Source organism: Pelagibacterium sp. (assembly GCF_035555455.1).
Taxonomy (GTDB): domain Bacteria; phylum Pseudomonadota; class Alphaproteobacteria; order Rhizobiales; family Devosiaceae; genus Pelagibacterium.
On the sequence record NZ_DATMGM010000026.1, the window covers coordinates 33,712 to 51,759 of the forward strand.

General features: G+C 61.5%; 12 protein-coding genes and 1 pseudogene. 5 read left to right on the plus strand and 8 right to left on the minus strand.

All coding sequences use genetic code 11. The annotated features are described in order from the left end of the window. Positions 1-22: 22 nt before the first annotated feature. Positions 23-3,409, plus strand: coding sequence for a TonB-dependent receptor (locus VNS12_RS04675; RefSeq protein WP_325486680.1), 3,387 nt, complete (start codon positions 23-25; stop codon positions 3,407-3,409). A 15-nt stretch (positions 3,410-3,424) separates the two neighbouring features. Here the strand turns inward: VNS12_RS04675 and VNS12_RS04680 are convergent, their stop codons facing one another. From VNS12_RS04680 to VNS12_RS04710, 7 genes are all read right to left on the minus strand, one after another. Further along, entirely contained in the window at positions 3,425-4,066 is a 642-nt protein-coding gene (locus VNS12_RS04680; RefSeq protein ID WP_325486681.1) for a ribbon-helix-helix domain-containing protein, read from the minus strand. A 343-nt stretch (positions 4,067-4,409) separates the two neighbouring features. Then, positions 4,410-7,748, minus strand: coding sequence for an error-prone DNA polymerase (locus tag VNS12_RS04685; protein ID WP_325486682.1), 3,339 nt, complete (start codon positions 7,746-7,748; stop codon positions 4,410-4,412). Beyond that, positions 7,745-9,304 carry a Y-family DNA polymerase gene (locus VNS12_RS04690; protein WP_325486683.1) on the minus strand — a complete coding sequence of 520 codons (1,560 nt, stop codon included), beginning with the start codon at positions 9,302-9,304 and terminating at the stop codon, positions 7,745-7,747. The genes VNS12_RS04685 and VNS12_RS04690 overlap by 4 nt, the downstream gene beginning before the upstream one ends. Next, complete coding sequence (locus VNS12_RS04695) at positions 9,192-9,980, minus strand: ImuA family protein (RefSeq protein WP_325486684.1); 789 nt, start codon at positions 9,978-9,980, stop codon at positions 9,192-9,194. Before VNS12_RS04695 ends, VNS12_RS04690 begins: the two co-directional genes overlap by 113 nt. Before the next feature lie 201 nt (positions 9,981-10,181). Next, on the minus strand, positions 10,182-11,747 hold the full coding sequence (locus VNS12_RS04700; protein ID WP_325486685.1) for an ABC transporter substrate-binding protein: 1,566 nt from the start codon (positions 11,745-11,747) through the stop codon (positions 10,182-10,184). Positions 11,748-11,844: 97 nt separating this feature from the next. Then, entirely contained in the window at positions 11,845-12,678 is an 834-nt protein-coding gene (locus VNS12_RS04705) for an ABC transporter permease (RefSeq protein WP_325486686.1), read from the minus strand. Further along, a complete protein-coding gene (locus tag VNS12_RS04710) occupies positions 12,675-13,613 on the minus strand; it encodes an ABC transporter permease (RefSeq protein WP_325486687.1) in 939 nt (312 codons plus the stop codon). The genes VNS12_RS04705 and VNS12_RS04710 overlap by 4 nt, the downstream gene beginning before the upstream one ends. A gap of 242 nt (positions 13,614-13,855) precedes the next feature. On the opposite strand from VNS12_RS04710, the gene VNS12_RS04715 reads away from it, so the two are divergent. From VNS12_RS04715 to VNS12_RS04730, 4 genes are read left to right on the plus strand one after another with little or no spacing between them, the layout of a single operon-like run. Then, entirely contained in the window at positions 13,856-14,854 is a 999-nt protein-coding gene (locus VNS12_RS04715; protein ID WP_325486688.1) for an ABC transporter ATP-binding protein, read from the plus strand. After that, entirely contained in the window at positions 14,851-15,846 is a 996-nt protein-coding gene (locus VNS12_RS04720) for an ABC transporter ATP-binding protein (RefSeq protein ID WP_325486689.1), read from the plus strand. Before VNS12_RS04715 ends, VNS12_RS04720 begins: the two co-directional genes overlap by 4 nt. A gap of 39 nt (positions 15,847-15,885) precedes the next feature. After that, positions 15,886-17,244 (plus strand): MmgE/PrpD family protein, encoded by a 1,359-nt coding sequence (locus tag VNS12_RS04725; RefSeq protein ID WP_325486690.1) that lies wholly within the window; start codon positions 15,886-15,888, stop codon positions 17,242-17,244. 14 nt (positions 17,245-17,258) lie between these two features. Next, complete coding sequence (locus VNS12_RS04730) at positions 17,259-17,918, plus strand: aminotransferase class IV family protein (RefSeq protein ID WP_325486691.1); 660 nt, start codon at positions 17,259-17,261, stop codon at positions 17,916-17,918. A gap of 6 nt (positions 17,919-17,924) precedes the next feature. On the opposite strand, the pseudogene VNS12_RS15410 reads toward VNS12_RS04730, so the two are convergent. After that, a pseudogene (locus VNS12_RS15410) lies at positions 17,925-18,048 on the minus strand (sensor histidine kinase); the annotation flags it as partial.

The window sequence follows — 18,048 nt, forward strand, 5'->3', positions numbered from 1 at the left end:
GGCCCTCTCAGCCGGAGGCGTTTTGATCAGCGCACCGGCCATGGCCCAGATGGGCTTTTCCATTGCGGTCGACGGGGAATATGTCGCCGGCGACCCGCGACCCAATATCGAGCCCAGGCGCACCGACGTGTCGCTGGCCGCGACCGATATCCAGCTGACCTATGACGGACTGGGTGGCGAGCAGCGGCTGGCTGTCGGGCTGGTCTCGGCAATAGCGGGCCCCGGCGGCGGCGCGAGCCTGAGCTTCGCCCTCGACACCAATTATGGCCAGTGGATCGAGCGGGCCGAATTGCGGGCGTTTGCGCCAGGCGTGGCGGCACCGGTGGCCATCGTGCCTTTCGACAAGGGTCGGGCCGGCCTGGTGCTGGCCCCCGATTTTGGCCACGGCGAACTGGTCTATCTTGCGCGTGTTTATGATGCCGATGGGCGCTACGACGAAACGCAGGCTTTTACCTTCGATCTCGATGAAATCGCGGCAGCGGGAACAGTTCAGGGGCGCTCGGTTTACGCTGGCGACAATACTGGAAACCGCAGCATTCCTGTGCATGGCGGCACGGTGACTGTAAGTGGAGCCGACCTGCCACAGGGCGCGCAGGTGCGTGTTCTGGGCGAGAGTGTTCCAGTGGATCGGACCGGGCGCTTTGCCATCGATCGCATTCTGCCCTCGGGAGATCATGTTATCGACGTCGCCATCGTCGCCCCCGATGGGCAGACGACAATTTTCCGGCGCGACATCAACATCCCCACCAGCGAATGGTTCTATGTCGGGCTGGCCGATCTCACGGTCGGGACCCGCTGGGGCGATGGCAAGCTGGTCGATGCAGCGCCCGAGGAATTCGACGATCTTTACGTCAAAGGTCGGGCCTCGTTCTATCTCAAGGGCAAGATCAGAGGCGAATACCTGCTAACGGCTGCAGGAAACACTGGAGAAGGACCGCTGGAGGATATGTTCCGCGGCGTTCTGTCGACCGATCCGCAGGCGGTGCTGCGCCGGATCGATCCCAATCAGTATTATCCCGTCTATGGCGACGATTCCGTTTTGGTGGACGACGCGCCGACCAGCGGCAAGCTGTATGTACGGCTCGAACGTGGCCCCAGCCATGTGATGTGGGGCAATTTCCGCACCGAAATCGGTGACAGCAGCCTGTTGCGGGCTCAGCGCTCGCTTTATGGCGCTTCGGGCCATTATGAATCCGATGTCGTGACCGACAAGGGCGATCCGCGTTACCGGGGTACTGTGTATTTTGCCCAGCCCGGAACGCTGCCAGCCACCGATATCCTGCGCGGAACCGGCGGATCGGCCTATGTGCTGCGGCGGCAGGACGTCGCGCCGGGGTCCGAGATTGTCCGGATCGAGACGGTCAATGCCGTGACCGGCACGGTGACGGAGAGCCGCTTGTTGCGGCCCGGCGTCGATTATTCGATCAACTACATGCAAGGGCTGGTCATCCTTGCCCAGCCACTGGCTAGCCTTGCGCCGTCTTCCGGTGCGGTGCAGTCAAGCGAGGCTGATTACGCCAATCTGACGGTTCAATACGAATACAGCCCCGCTGGGTTCGAGCCCGAGGACTATGCCTTTGGCGCGAGCGGTTCGGCGTGGCTGCATGACTCTGTGCGCATCGGTGCCACGGCAGTTTCGGAAACCGGAACCAGCGGCGACGATATCTCGGTGGTCGGCGTCAACGCCCGCGTTGAGGCGTCAGCCGAGACGTTCATTGAGGGCGAAGTGCTGCGCAGCAGCGGGCAGGGCCGTTCGGACTGGCTGTCAACCGATGGCGGCTTCACCTATGTGCAACAGCCCGCCGCGCGGCCTGCCGATGAAGCTTTTGCCTATCGCGTTCGCGCCCAAGCAAATCTGGCCGACCTGCTCGACAGCTCGTTCGATGCGGTCGGCGGTATCGTCGTCGAGGGCCGGGAGGCCGGCTTTTCGACGCTCGGGCAACAGAGTGTGCATGACACGTTCCTGGTTTCTGCCTGGCTCGACGCGGCGCTTTCCGAGGACCTCGAACTGGGCCTCGACATCGACCATATCGAGAATGCTTCGGGTATGCAGCGCACCGAAGCGGGGGCGGAAATCCGCTATCGCCTCAACGAGGATTTGTCGGTTTCCGCTGGCCTGATCCATCGCGAAACCTCGCGTCCCGGGGGCAGCGACAAGGACAATGGCAGCCGCACCGACATTGGGGCCCGTGTTGCCTATCAGCCCTATGAATATCTGACGTTGCACGCCTTCGGGCAGGTCACCGCTCATGCGAGTGCTGGCTATGGTCGCAATGATCGCGTCGGGCTTGGGGCGGAATGGCAGATCGATGAGCATTGGGCGCTGGGCGCCGAAGGCTCGATCGGCACCACAGGCCCGCAGGCTCTGGCCACCATCAGCCACAGCCCGGCTCCTGGCGAGCGGACCTATCTGGGCTTTCGGGTTGCGCCCGATGCCCGCGATGATTTCTTCACCCAGACGCGCCCGATCAACGGTCTGGTGGCTGGCGGTGAGCGGCGGCTCAATGAGGCGGTGTCCGTGCATGCGGAAAACACCTATGGCCTGTTCTCGGACGATGGCCGGATGAGCTCGCTCTATGGCATCGATTTTGCGCCGGACCAGGCGTGGTCGGCGTCGGCCACCTATGAAACCGGGCGGATCGACGATGCCCTGTCCGGTGATCTGGAGCGTCATGCCCTGTCTGCTGGATTGAGCTATGTCGAGGATGGCATCGAATGGACCTCGCGCGGCGAAGTCCGCATCGAAACTTCCGATGATGGCAGCCGCGACCGCAACACCTTCCTGGGACAAACGGGACTTTCGGTTCAGACCAATGACGACTGGCGGGCTCTGGCTGGAGTCAGCGCGCTGGTCAGCCAGTCGGACCAGTCTTCCATACTCGACGGTGATTATATCGAAGCCACGCTCGGGGGCGCCTATCGCCCCGTCAACAATGACCGTCTCAACGCGCTGATCCGCTACACCTATCTTTATGATCTGCCCGGGCCCGATCAGGTCTCGCGCAATGGTTCGGTGCTTGGTCCGGCCCAGCGCAGTCATATCTTCAGCGTGGATGCCAATTACGACGTCACTGAACATCTCACCATCGGCGGCAAATATGGCTTCCGCGTCGGGGAGATTTCGGAGTCGCGGCTCGTCCGGGATTTCGAGAGCTCATCAATGCATCTGTTCGTTTTGCGCGCCGATCTCGGGATCATCACCGACTGGCGATTGCTGCTCGAAGCGCGAGGGCTCTATCAACCCGAAACGCAAAATTTCAATGCCGGCGCCCTGGCCATGCTGTCCTATGACATCAATGACGTGGTGCGGCTCGGGGTCGGCTACAATTTCGGAAACTTCACTGATGATCTTCGCGATCTTTCCTATGATCACCAGGGAATTTTCCTCAATCTGTCAGCAAGGTTCTGAAGGTTTTCCGGCTTTTCAGGCGCTGGTTTTTTCGGTTCCGTGGACGACGCCCAGGGCATAGGGCTCGCCCGGACCCGACAATACGGCCAGTCTGGCATGCATCCGGATGGAGAATTTGTCTTCAATCACCAGGTCAATCAGGGAGAGGACGTCTGACGATTGCGCGGCTGAAATGTGTGCTGTAGCAATGAGATGGCGGGTATTGTCCACCTTGTAGCCGCACAGATGCGCCAGGCTTTCGTTGCAATGGGCGACCGACGTGTCGCGCTCGATCAACAGCGCCGGCTGGGGCAGGGCCTGCACCAGCCCCATCATCGCCTTGAAAGCCCCCTCCCTGCCATCGGTCTTTCGCTTGAGCAGGACATAGGCAATCAAAAATGTGCGCAGAACCGATGTCGCGTTGGACTGGTCAGCACTGGCCAGCATCAGGACTTTGAAGACTAAGGCATTGCGAGACAAGCCAATATCGGCAGCGGCCTCTTCCAGTACCCGCCAGTAAATGGCTTCCAGCCGAACGCCCTTGCGCAAGCCGTTATGGCTCAGCGCTTTGAATTCGGGCGCAGCCAGCACCGAAATGCGCTCGCTATCAAGCAGGCTCTCCGGCGCTTCTCTCTCGTTTGTCAGACGGGGCGCCTCAGTCGTGTCGACGATTGCCACCAAGCCAATCTGTAGCCGACGCGCATGTCTGCGCTCAAAGCTACTCCCTGTGTGCGACCAGGCATTCAAAGGCCTGGCGACATTCGCCATAGTATATTATTTTTAGGATGACTGCCAGATATTATGAGACGATGCGCTATCGATTGATAGTTTCGATTAGTATGGTGCATTCATTCAGTTGATATTGGCATATCATGCTATGCTTTGATGTTGTTCTGCATTTACTTTGCAGTCTCTAAAATTTTGTTTAAAGAATATCCGAAGATCTGTCGATTTTATATTTTAATTCGCTTTTCTGTAAACAAGGTAATATTTTATGTTGAGCTTGGTTATAGGGTGCGCATCAATGGAAGTCGCGTGATTTGGGCACGATGCGGGTCTGACGCGGATGGGCATCGAGCCGGGGAGACCCGGCAGAAGGAGGTTTATTCAGTGTGGTAAGGGTATCGAGCAGATCAGACCGATCATCTACGGTGCTGGTCATGACGTGGATAACCCCTTCCTTGCTTTTTTGTACCACCCCCTCGATCACCGCCAGACGCGAGGCCATCACCTGCGCGCGGTATTTCTCAAACTTCCGGGCCCACATCAGCCCATTGGCTATGCCGGTTTCGTCTTCCAGAGTCATGAAGATAGCATTGCCTTTGCCGGGCCGTTGCCGGACGAGCACAACTCCCGCCACCTTCACCCGGCATCCATCGGGCAAATCCGCCAATTGCGCGCAACTCACTATCCCTTCGGCCGCAAAACCTTCTCGCAGAAAGGCCATGGGATGTGCCTTGAGCGAAAGCCGGTGCGTCTGGTAATCGGCGATCACATGTTCCGAAAGGGCCATGAGGGGCAGGGTCATGTCCTGCTCCTCACCCAGTTCCTGGCTTTGTGCGGCAGCAAACAGGGGCAGAGGATCATCCTGTGGCAAACGCCGGACATGCCAGGCGGCAGTGCGGCGATCGATCTGCATCGACCGCGTGGCATCGGCATCGGCCAGCAAGATCAGAGCACGGGCTGGCAGGCCGGAGCGCTGCCATAAATCTTCGATGGAGGCATAGCCTGCACCGCGGCGGGCCACCAATTGCTCGCTCCAGTCGGATTTGAACCCATCGATCTGCCGCAATCCCAGACGCAGGGCGCGATAGCGGCCTTCCCCCAGTTCAAGGGTGTTGTCATGTGCGCTGAAATTGACGTCCAGCGGGCGCACGTCCACGTCATGCTCTCTGGCGTCGCGCACAATCTGGGCCGGTGCGTAAAACCCCATGGGCTGGGAATTGAGCAGCGCGCAGGCAAAGACGTCGGGGTAATGTTTTTTGAGCCAGGCGGAGATGTAAACCAGCTTGGCAAAGCTGGCCGCATGGCTTTCGGGAAAACCATATTCTCCGAACCCTTTGATCTGATTGAAGCATTTTTCAGCGAAGGCGCGGTTGTAGCCACGGGCCTCCATGCGGTCGACCATCAGTCTTTCGAACTGCCCGATCTGGCCGTTGCTGCGGAACGTGGCCATTGCCTTGCGCAGGCGATTGGCTTCGACATCACTGAAATTGGCCGCAACCATGGCAATCTGCATGGCCTGTTCCTGAAACAATGGGACACCCAGCGTGCGCTTCAGGACGTTGCGTAGCTCATTTTTGTCGTGCGGCGGTCCAGGCTCGGGGTAGTCTGCTGTCTCCTCCCTGTTGCGGCGGCGTAAATAGGGATGGACCATATCGCCCTGGATGGGGCCGGGCCGGACAAGGGCCACCTGAATGACAAGGTCATAGAATTCCTGGGGTTTCAGCCGTGGCAGCATGTTGATCTGCGCCCGGCTCTCCACCTGAAACACCCCGATGGAATCGCCCTCCTGGAGCATCTCAAAAACAGCCGCGACATCGGGATCATCGGGTCGGCTGGCGTTGACGTTCGCCAGGGTCAGGCTTTTGCCGTAGCAGTTTTCAACCAGATCAAAGGCCTTGCGGATGCAGGTGAGCATTCCCAGAGCCAGGACATCGACCTTGAGCATCCTCATCCGATCGATATCGTCCTTGTCCCATTCGATAAAGGTGCGGTCCTCCATGGCTGCATTGGCAATGGGAACATAGTCGTCCAGCCGGTTTTGCGTCAGGATGAAGCCGCCCACATGCTGGGAGAGGTGACGCGGAAAGCCCAGCAGTCGGGTCGCCAGCGCCACGGCGCGCCCGATCTCGGGGTTGTGCGGATCGAGCCCGGCCTGCCGGATGTGCTCATGGGGGAGTTTTTGGCTGGTCCAGCTTCCCCAGACCGTCGCAGCGATGCGGCTGGTGATGTCCTCGGTTAGTCCCAGCGCCTTGCCCACGTCGCGGATGGCCGAACGAGGACGATAGCTGATCACGGTTGCCGCGATCCCGGCCCGTTCCCGTCCATAGGTCTGGTAGATGTGCTGGATGATCTCCTCGCGCCGTTCATGCTCGAAATCGACGTCGATATCGGGCGGCTCCTTCCGCTCCTTGGAGAGGAACCGGGCAAACAGCAATTCATGCTCATTGGGATCGACAGCGGTGATCCCGAGCACGTAACACACCGCTGAATTGGCGGCCGAGCCCCGGCCCTGACACAGGATGCCCTTGCTTTGGGCCACCTGAACGATGTCATGGATGGTGAGGAAGTAGGTGGCATATTCAAGTTCGCCGATGAGTTTCAGCTCGCCTTCAAGCAAGGTTCTGATCTTTTGCGGAATGCCTTGGGGATAGCGCTGTGCTGCTTCCTGCCATGTGAGCTCTTCCAGCCAGGCTTGCGCTGTATAGCCCTTTTGGATCGGCTCCTCGGGATATTGGTAGCTAAGCTGGTCGAGGGAAAAGGCGATCCGGTCGAGAAAGTGGCCGATTTGTGCGATTGCCTCGGGATAATCGCGAAACAGGCGGGCCATTTCGGCAGGTCGCTTGAGGTGGCGCTCGGCATTGGCTTGCAGCCGCCGCCCGGCTGTCTGGATCGTCACCCCTTCGCGAATGCAGGTGAGGATGTCCTGAAGGTCGCGCTGGTCACTGGTGTGGTAGAGTGCATCATTGATCGCCAGCAGCGGAATGGCGTGGCAGCGGGCGATCGCATCCAGCCGATTGAGCCGTCTTGCGTCGTTACCCCCATAGCCGATTGCCGCCCCCAGCCAGACCGAACCGGGGGCAGCCGTCTTCAAGGGCGCAAGGATGGTATCGAGGCCTTCGGGGTTTTCGGGAGGCAGCACAATCAGGTTCAAGCCGGAACAGGAAAACAGGAGGTCGGAAAAGCCCAGGATGCAGTCGCCTTTTCGGGCCTTGAGGTTGCCGCGGGTCAAAAGCCGGCAAAGGCCGCCCCAACCTTCCTTGTTCTGGGGATAGGCGATGATGTCGGGAGTGCCATCGGAAAAAACCAGACGCGCGCCCACGGCAAGTTTGAAGTGCTGCGCCCGCTGTTGCAGGCCGGCCGGCGTGAATGGCAGATCGGGGCCAGGCTGGCGCTCGATCAGCACGTATTCGCCTGGTCCTGATCCCTCGCGCAGTTTTTCGACCGGCATGATGCCTTCGCGCAAATCCTGAAGCGCGCCAAAAGCCCGGACCACCCCCGCCACCGAATTGCGATCGGCAATACCGATGCCTCCGTGCCCGAGCAACAGCGCGCTCAGCACCATATCCTGGGGATGCGACGCGCCGCGCAGGAAGGAGAAATTGGTGGTCGTGGCCAGTTCGGCATAAAAACTCATGGGAACAGCCCCTGGATGAACCATTCGACCCGATCGACGCCATAAAGCCCGTAGCGAAACACCCAGAACCGGTGCCCGGCCCCGTCCTCGATGCGGAAATAATCGCGGGTCTGGATATCCCGGGTGTCGCGCCACCATTCCGCTGCGATCCGTTCGGGGCCTTCGGCGCGCACCACCTCGAACCAGGCTTGCCGCCATTTGAAGCGGCGTGGAGGGCTGTCGGGAACCTCGGCAATTGCTTCGATCCGCTGCGGGGGATGAAACAAGAATAGCGGGCGGGTCGGGACGGGAAAGGATGCGGCCCGATCCCATGTTCCCGTGCCTTTCATGTCCGATATCGCCGGGGCTGTTCTGGCCGCCCGTTCCGGCAAGTGGCTGTCATTGGCAATAAAACGCTGCACTGAGGCGGGCCCCAGACGCGCATTCAGCCGATCGATCAGATCGCGCACCGCCTGCTCCGTACTTTCCCGGCCATCGAGCGTATCCTGACTGTCGGGTACGGCATCGCCAGCCAGGGCGGACAGCCGGATCATGTCGAAGCCGAAACCGGGGTCGAGGGGATCGGTCAGCGCATCAAGCCGCAAATCGAAGAGCCGTGCGAGAGTCGGGGCGTTGCGCAGCGGCTGGCCGGACAGCACTTCGATCCGCGTCACCCTGCCATCGGTGCGGAAAAAGGCCGCTTCAAAATACCGACCGCCCTGTCCGTGGCGTTCCAGCTCAACAGCAAGCTTTTGTGCCAGATCCCCAAGCGCCAGCATTATGTCTTCCCTGAGCCCGATCGGCTCGGCAAAGCGCTGTTCAGCGGCAAACAGAGGCAGCGGGCGCCGCGGGGTTACAGGGCGATCGATTTCTCCAAGAATTTGGGCCAGCGCGTCCGTCACCTCTGTTCCGAACCGCGCGGCCAGGGGTTTTCGGGGGCGGGAGGCGAGATCGGCAATCCGCATCAGGCCAGCCCGGCGCAGGGCAACGAGGATGGCCGGAGGGCATTCGAGAGCATCGATCGGCAGCCGCGAGACCCATTGCGCTTCCTCGCCAGGCGGCACGATGCCTCTCTTGCCAAAGCGGCACAGGGCGCGCGCTGCCCGTGCCGTGCCGGCAATGGCCAGATGCGCGGCAAAGCCTTGCCCGGACAGATGGTGCGCGATGTCTGCGATCAGTGGCGCTTCGCCGCCAAACAGATGCGTCACCCCAGAAATATCGCAAATCAGCCCATCTGGGGGCTCGTTGGCAACAATGGGGCTATAGCGGTCGAACCAGTCGGCGATGGCATCGAGCAAGTCGGCATCGGCGCTGTCGTCGTGTTCGATCACCCGGATGTCTGGTACTCGCGCCCGCGCATCGGCAAAGGCGAGGCCAGGAAACAGGCCCTTTTTCTGCGCCAGGGCATCGGTGGCGATGAGGATAAGCCTGTTGCCGCGGCGAGCAACCACAATGAGGGGGCGGTTATCCCGCTCGTGCCCAGCCTGTCTGGAGGTGCGGTGCAGCCGGTCCGTTGAAAACAGGGGCAGCCACAGCGCCAGATAGCGCCTGCTGCTGGGAAAATGCGCGTGTCTCATGGCTCCATTCCAACGTCCAATGCCATCCGGCCTTTCCGCCCCGTTGCCGCAGAAGTTCGGTTGAAAATGCTGCCTTCCCCGGAAAATTGGCGATATCGCTCGATGGAGCAGCTGCGATGCTCCAGCGGGTTGCAGCGGCGCTTGGCTCCGGCGCGGCCATCGTCCGCAGCATCAGGGCGGTTACCCCACTTGCTTCTGCTGCCAGAGACAGACGCCGACTGGCCGTGAGATCGAGCTGGCGGCTCTCCCCCCAGCTTTCCAGAATCACCGTTCCCAGACCCGAACAGCGCAAGGCTTCCAGTGCGGCCCGCAACCCCTCGACCACATCTTTTGCCTGCACCACCACCATCCGGTCGGGGGAGAGCCCGGCTTCCGCCAGCCCGGGGGCGTAGAGCGCACCGGCTTCCAATCCAACCCGCTGATGGCGGACCCACAGCAGGGGTCTATCGGGCGCGGCGCGCAAGCCGAGCCCCATGGCAAACCCCGCCGCTGCTGGGATGTCGGCAGCGTGCGTGGGAAAGATTTCATGCACTGCGCCTCGCGCCAATCCGCCCATGAGGGCAGCATCGACCGGGCCGGCGCCCAGACTGAAGGCGCCGTGCTGCCCGGCCCCGACGGGAGGGTCGAGACTGGCGAGAGCCTGCCGCAGCGCACCCAATCGGTGTGCTCTGTTCATGACTCGATGTTCCTATTTTGTTCTATTAGGACTCAGAACCGCACATGAGTCAATCGGACTCAGGAAAGCGAAGGTCACGCTTTTGCGATAGCAGGATTTTTGTATTGTCCGGCTGCACTCACTGGTGCTGCGGGCCAGCGACCGCCATGGAAGCGGCGCGCGGGATATTTCCGCGCGCCCCTGTTTTTGTGTGACCGGCAATCAGTTCGCGGAGATGAACCCCGGGCCGAACATCATTGCGTCACTGTTGACGGTGGTCCATTCGTAGTCGTTGGAAACCACCCAGTCGACGACATTGCGCCACAGCATCAGGGCGGGCTGCTCGCGCTCCCAAATGGCGACCATTTCGCGGAACAGTCTGACCTTTTCCTCTTCATCGGCTTCGGCCAGATACTGCTCGCCCAGAGCGACGAATTCTGCCGGCGGCGTCCAGCTCCGGTCATCGGCGCGCGTCGCACGGGCCGAGTCCGGGCCCCAGAAGCCCCAGATGCCGCGAGTCGGCGTCCCATCGAAGGCCACTGACATCGACATGTTCAGCACACCGAACGGATGCTTGAGGGCCAGCGGCCAGCTGTCGACGATATTCAGCCGGACATTGATTCCCAGATTACGCCATTGCTCGGCGATGAATTCGACGGCCAGATCGATGTTGGGATAGGCGCCGCGCACCGCGTTTACGACGACTTCTTCACCATTATAGTCCGATTGCGCCAGATATTCGCGCGCCGCGTCCAGATCATACTCGATCAGCGGACGGATTTCCGAGTCATAATAGGCCGGAGTATCGGGGAAGTTGAACGGCGCAGGGGCAAAGGTTGCATCGCCCCAAAGCGCGGCGACCAGCGCGTCGCGGTCGATCGCTGCCGACATGGCATAGCGCAGGTTCACGTCAGCGGTTGGCGTGGGCGCGAACTCGGGCAAATCGAGCGCGTTATAGGCCAGCATGATGTAGCCGTCAGCCGGGCGGCTGACATAGGTGAGGTCGGGATAGGCCCGGACCGTCTCAATTTCATCGACAGGTGTGTTGACCATGAAATCGTACTGACCGGCGACCATGCCTGCGAGGCGGCCAGAAAATTCCGGAACGATGCGGAATTCGATGGTCTCCAGCGGGGGCGTGCCACCCCAATAGTCATCGAATGCTTCGAGCTTGACGTGGCTCGACTGGTCGAATTCGACAACCCGGTACGGGCCGGTGCCGATCGGCTTCTGGCCAAACGCCTCGGGACCCACTTCCAGATAATAGTCGCGCGGCACAACGAAGCCGAGCGGGGTGACGAAGCGGTAAGGCAAGTTCGGGTCGACCACCGAGGTCTCAACTTCGACAGTCTTGTCGTCGATCACTTCGACCGACGCAAAGGACGTCGTATAGCGCGTTCCGGCAGGCACAAGGGCGTTCTCACCCCAGATGCGCTCTTCGGAAAGCGTGAAAGCCACGTCTTCGGCGGTCATGGTGTCGCCGTTGTGGAACTTGACGCCTTCGCGAATTGTCAGGCGCCATGTCGTGCCATCGACCTGTTCCCACTGATCGACGACGGAAGGTGCAAGCTCTGCTCCTTCAGGGTCTTCAAGCCAGTTGCGGCTGATAATCGGGTCATAGATATTGCTCATGATCCGCAGGGAATTGGTTGAATTCCCGTCGATCGGCTCAAGGCTGCGGTAAAGCCCGTTGACGGCGACCACGATCTCGGGACGGTCGGCCGCCTGTGCGGCTGCTCCGATCGTCCCGGCGGCCAGCGCCACGAATGTGATAGCAAGAGTTCGCATAATCAGTCTTTCGTACTTCCTTGTAAGCTGGCGCCTCGCAAATCCGGGAAAACTGGCCGGGGCGCCTGAAATCCGGCAAGCCTTAATTTCGTATATATCAGCTTCTGCGCAAGGTCGGGTCGAGTCTGTCGCGCAGCGCATCACCCAAAAGGCTGATGGCGAGGGTGGTGAAGAAAATCAGCGACCCCGGGATCACCGCCAGCCACCAGGCGCGGGCGAGGCTGTTGCGGCCTTCGCCGAGCAGTTGGCCGAGGCTGGTGAGCGGGGGCTGGATGCCGAGGCCCAGAAAGCTCAGCCCGGTTTCGAGCAGGATCGTCTGGGGGAAATTGAGAGTCGCCTGCACGATTACGATGTTGAAAACAGTAGGTAAAATGTGTCTCCGGTCGATCGCGATGCTCGACACGCCGATGGTGCGGGCGGCCTCGACGAAGGGCAGAGTGTGGGCGGAAAGCGCGCCGCCGCGCACGAGGCGGGCATAGCTTTCCCAGCCATAAAGACCCAATACGACGACAAACAATGACAAAGAATTGCCAAAGATAGCAACAATTGCCAGCGCAATGATGATAAATGGCACCGCAGCTTGGAGGTCGATGGCACCGAGAATAAGACCGCCTACGAGCTTGCCGCTGCGCGCCGAGATCAGCCCCAGAGCGGTGCCCAGAACGGCGCTGATGATGGTGCCGACCAGCGCTAGCCCGATGCTCAGGCGCGTGCCGAACACCAGCCGCGCCACAAGGTCGCGGCCGAGCCCGTCAGTGCCCAGCGGGTACTCCCAACTGCCGCCGGCAAACACCGGGGGCAGGTTGCGGGCCAACAGGCTTGAGGCACTGTAGTGATGCGGGGTGAGGAAATCGCCGAACACCGCGAAGGCGACGACAGCGACGAGCATTGCGGAGGGGATGACGACCCCAAGACTCCAGCGCTTCATCATGCGCCTCCCGACCGACGGCTGGTGCCGATGCGCGGATCGAGCCAGCCATAGAGCAAATCAACCACCATGTTGGACAGCGCCATGGTCGCTGCCGCCAGAATGACGATGAGTTGGACAACCGCCAGGTCGCGATCGGTGACCGATGTGACCAGCAACCGGCCAACGCCGGGCCAGGCAAACACGGTTTCGATGACCACGGTGCCAGCGATCATCGAGCCGATGCTAAACCCGGCAAGCGTCACCAGCGGAACCAGAATGGCACGGGCCACATGGTGCGTCATGCGCCGCAGGGGCGGGACGCCGTTAGCCCTGGCGGTGCGCATGAACGACGAGGATAATACTTCCAGTACCGCCGAGCGGGTCATGCGCGCATAAGCACCAGCGGTGGCCATGCCCAGAGTGATGACCGGCATGACCAGGCTCAACGCACTGTCGAACCCCCCGGCGGGGAGCATGCGCAGGCTCAGGGTGAAGAACAAAATGAGCAGGATGCCGAGGAAAAAATTCGGCATGGCAAAACCAAAAACCGAAAATCCCATTACGAACCGGTCGAGCATTTTGCCGCGATGCAAAGCGGCATACATGCCCGCCGGAATGCCGATGACAAGGGCGAGGAGCAGGGCGAGGCCGGTCAGGATGAAGGTGGGGCCGATGCGCGGTGCGACCAAATCCCAGGCGCTGCCGCCAGTGCGGAAGGAAATGCCAAAATCACCGCCCAAAATACCGCGCAAATAGGATAGGTACTGGACCGGCAAAGATTCGTTGAGCCCGAACCGTTCGCGATACTGATCGATCACGATCTGGGGCGCGTCAGAGGGCACCATAGCGGCTACCGGGTCGCCCGTCAGTCGCAGGAGGATGAAAACCAGGGTCGCTGCGGCCCAGATCGTAAGCACAAAGCGCAGCAATTTTCCCATCAGAAACGATAACGACAACCGACCCTCCGGTAGTGCGGCTTATTTTAGTACGGCCCCGATTGCAGGGTGTCTATACTCGCAATTTGAGTATTTCGGCAATGTTATTCTCTGGTGTGTCGGGAAATTAGAATAACGCACCCATGGTGGCGTTGACACAAAAGGGGCAGGCCCATAAGGATGCCGATCCTAGCTGAGCATTCAAGCCAATGCCTTTCAACGCTTCCACAGCACACTGGCAAAGCGGCCAGCAAGAGACTTAAATGAACCAGCCATTACTCGACGTTCAAAACCTGTCGGTCCGTTTCCAGACGGAAAGCGCACCGGTGATCGCCGTCGACAATGTCAGCCTGACCGTCGCCCAGGGCGAGGTGCTCGGTGTAGTAGGCGAATCAGGCTCGGGCAAGAGTCAGACGTTCATGGCGCTGGGCGGGCTGCTGGCATCGAACGGCAAAGCAACGGGCAAGGCATTGCTCGATGGCGAGAACCTGCTCGCCCTGACCGACCGGCAACTGGACCGGGTGCGGGGACAGAAGGTCTCCTATATCTTTCAGGACCCGATGACGGCGCTCAACCCGTTTCGCACGGTCGCCTCGCAGATGACGGAATTGCTCAAGCTGCATCAAGGGCTCGATCGTGCCGGTGCGCGCGCCGAGGCGCTGCGCCTGCTCGAACGGGTGCGAGTGCCCGATGCGCGCCGCCGCCTTGACGCGTACCCGCATGAACTGTCAGGCGGCATGCGACAGCGCGTGATGATCGCCATGGCCCTGTCCAACCGGCCCCGGCTGCTGATCGCCGACGAGCCGACGACGGCGCTGGACGTCACGGTGCAGATACAGGTTCTCGATATTCTCGATGAATTGCGGCGCGAGGAAAACCTGGCGGTGGTGCTCATCACCCACGACATGGGCGTGGTGGCGCGGCTGGCCCATCGGGTGATCGTTGTCTATGCGGGCACCATCGTGGAAGAAGGGGCGGCTGAGGACGTACTGATGCGTCCCACCCATCCCTATACCGCCGGACTTCTGGCTTCCATGCCGGACCTTGCGGCCCCCCTGAGCCGATTGCAGCCGATCACGGGCTATCCGCCTGACGGCCAAAAAGAGAGAGTGGGGTGCATGTTCGAACCCCGATGCCGCAAGGCGCAGGCGATCTGCAAGCAGCAGGTGCCGTTGCTTGAAGCGCGCACGGGCGGCCACCGTCAGGCGTGTCATTTTCCGCTGACGTCCGATGCTGCCGGAGCGCTCGGAGGCCTGTCATGACCGATACTGCACGGGGGCTTAGTGTCGATGCCCTGTCGATCACCTACCCGATCAGCCAGGGGCTGTTCAGCCGTCCGCTTGAACTCAAGGCGGTGCGGGAAGTAAGCCTGTCGATCGCGCCGGGAAGAACGCTTGGCGTGGTTGGCGAATCGGGGTGTGGAAAATCCACTCTGGCACGCGGTATCTTGCGCTTGCAAAAGCCCAATGGCGGGGTCGTTCGGTGGAACGGGCAAGCGATTTCAGAATTCTCCGACGCCCAGTTCCAGCGCGTGCGGCCCGAAATGCAGATGGTGTTCCAGGACCCGCTGGCGTCGCTTAATCCGCGGATGCGGGTGGCCGATATCATCGCCGAACCGCTGGTCACCCACCGCCCGCAACTGGGGGGTAAGGAGCGGTTGGCGCTGGTGGAAAAGGCCATGGAGCGGGTCGGGTTGCGGCCTGAAATGGCCAACCGGTTTCCCCATGAATTCTCTGGCGGGCAGGCCCAGCGGATCGGTATTGCCCGGGCCATCGTGCTGGAGCCGGGACTGCTGATCTGTGACGAGGCGGTTTCGGCGCTCGACGTTTCCATCCGTGCTCAGGTGCTGGTCCTGCTCGAACAGTTGCAGCAGGAACTCGGCCTTGCCATCCTGTTCATCAGCCATGACCTGGCGGTGGTGCGCTACATTGCCCATGAGGTAATGGTGCTCTATCTGGGGCGGGTCGTCGAATATGCCAGCCGCGACGTGTTGTTCGCCAATCCCAAGCATCCCTACACACAGGCGCTGATCGGCTCGGTTCTGTCCAAGGACCCGCAGATCGAGCGGGCGCATGACATACCCGATATTGGCGGGGAGCTGCCATCGCCCATCGATCCTCCGCCGGGATGCCCGTTCAGCACCCGCTGTCCGCTGGTCCAGCCAATCTGCCGCCAGATGATGCCGCCGCTGGTGACCCAGGCCGATGGCTCGCAGGTCGCCTGTCACGTTGTCGAAGCCGAAAAAGCGACCTAGCCGCTTTCCCCGGCCCGTTTACTATCGAGGAGTTCTCCCATGACCATTTCCGACCGCGAATGGGTTCGCCGCCATCTCGCACTGGCAGAGAATGCTGTATCGGCTGCCGATGCCGCAATTTTGGGACGGCTGACGGCGGACACCGTGGCGATCGCCCATTATGCGCGCAAGCATCGCGTGGGCGGCACGGCCCATGACGAGGCGGCCATCGACCTGGGCGAAGCCGGAACGGCGGTGTGGGGTTCCGGGCGGTGCGCGCCATTCCTCGACGCTGCTTTCCTCAATGGCTCGGCGGGGGAAGCCCTCGACTTTCAGGAAGTGCTGCTCAATGGCCGCAATAACGGTCATGCGGCTGTGGTGATCGTTCCGGCGGTGCTGGCGCTTGCCCAACAGCGCGGCGCAAGCCCCGACGCGGTGCTGCGCGCCTTGCGGGTGGGCTTTGTCGCCAATATCGGGCTGGGGGAAGCGCTCGGGCGGGCCCATCGTACCGAAGGGCGGGGCTTCCGCACCACATCGCTGACGGCAACGCCAGCGGCAGCGCTGGCCTGCGCCGCCCTGGTGGGGGCTGATCTGGATGTGGCGCTGGCGGCGGTGGGCATCGCCGCTTGCGCGCTGCCAGCGGGATTGCTCAGCGCCATGTCGCCCGCCGTGGGCAGCTACAGTCAGGACAAGGACCTCTCGGTGGGGTTTTCGGCGCGCCACGCGCTTCATTCAGCGCTGCTGGCCGAGGCCGGGGCCACAGGGCCCGAGGCTCCGATCAGCGGGGACAAGGGCTGGCTGGCCAGTTACGCATCGGGTTCTGCCGACATCGCTTATCTGGAGACGGCACCGGAAGCGCGTGATCTCTCGACCTATTCGATCAAGCTGTTCCCGGCCAATTTCGGATGTCAGGCGGCCATTCGCTGTGCCATCGAGTTGGGAAGCGAAATCGATGCCGCGCAGGTCGAGCGTCTGGAGGTGAAGGTGAAATCCTCCAGCGCCCAGTCGCTGTCGACGCGGGCCATCGACAATCATCTGGCGGCACGGTTCAGCCTGCCGTTTGCGGTGGCCAGCGCGTTTATCCGCAAGCGTTCGGAACTTGCCGATTTCGAGGGAGAGGCCGTCGCCGATCCCGCTGTGCTCGATTTCATGGAGCGGGTCGAGGTGTCCGGCGACGATGACTTTGAGGCGCGCCATCTGGAGCTTGGCATTTTCCCGGCCTGGATGGCGGCGATCGGCCCGGACGGGGTTATCGCAGAGCGGGCGTTTGACGGCCCGTTCCACGCCATGGATCCGGCCGAGATGGACGCCTTGTTTGCCGCCAAGCTGAGCAGCCTGACCGATGCGGAGACGGCGGCAAGGCTTCTGGCCTACGCTCGCGACCCCGGCGCATCGGCTGCGCTCGACCTGTTGCGCTAAGCGAGCCTGATGTGATGCCAGTGGACTCCATCAGCCTGATCGAAACCCTGTTGTGGGAGCCCGGCGCCGGTTACTGGCTGCTGGAGCGGCACCTTGTCCGGCTGGAGTGTTCGGCGCGTTATTTCGGTATTCCCCTGGCCGTGTCGGAGGTTGGCCATCTTCTCGACACCACCGCATCGGGCTTTGATGGCAACCGAATGCGGGTGCGGCTGTTGCTCGACCAGAAGGGAGAGGCGAGCGTTACCGCGACCGCGTTACCCCCTGTGGATGCGGGGAGGGTCTTTCGGTTCGTTATTGCCGAGGAACGGGTCGATTCCGGCAATGTCTATCTCCAGCACAAGACCACGCATCGTGACTTTCTCGATGCGCCCCGGATGCGGGCGGTTGAGCGGTTGGGTGTCGATGAAGTGATCTTTACCAATGAGCGGGGCGAAGTGACCGAAGGCTCGTATCTGACGCTGTTTGTTGAGCGCGATGGTGCGTTGCTGACCCCTGCGCTGGCGAGTGGCCTGTTGCCCGGTACGTTGCGCGCCGAGCTTCTGGCGGAGGGGAGGGCTCGCGAAGCGGTGCTTTATCCACACGATCTCGATCAGGCCGATACCATCTGGCTGGGCAATTCGGTGCGCGGCCTGATCCGGGCAGAGCGCCAGATGCCTGGACAGACGGGGCGATAGCACCGGTCAGCGAGGGCTCCACGGCAGGTCGATGGCAAAGGCGGTTCCCGACCCTGTTTCGAGCAGTGCGATGCGGCCGCCATTGGCTTCCACCAACTCTCTCGCGATGGCGAGCCCCAGGCCCGTGCCG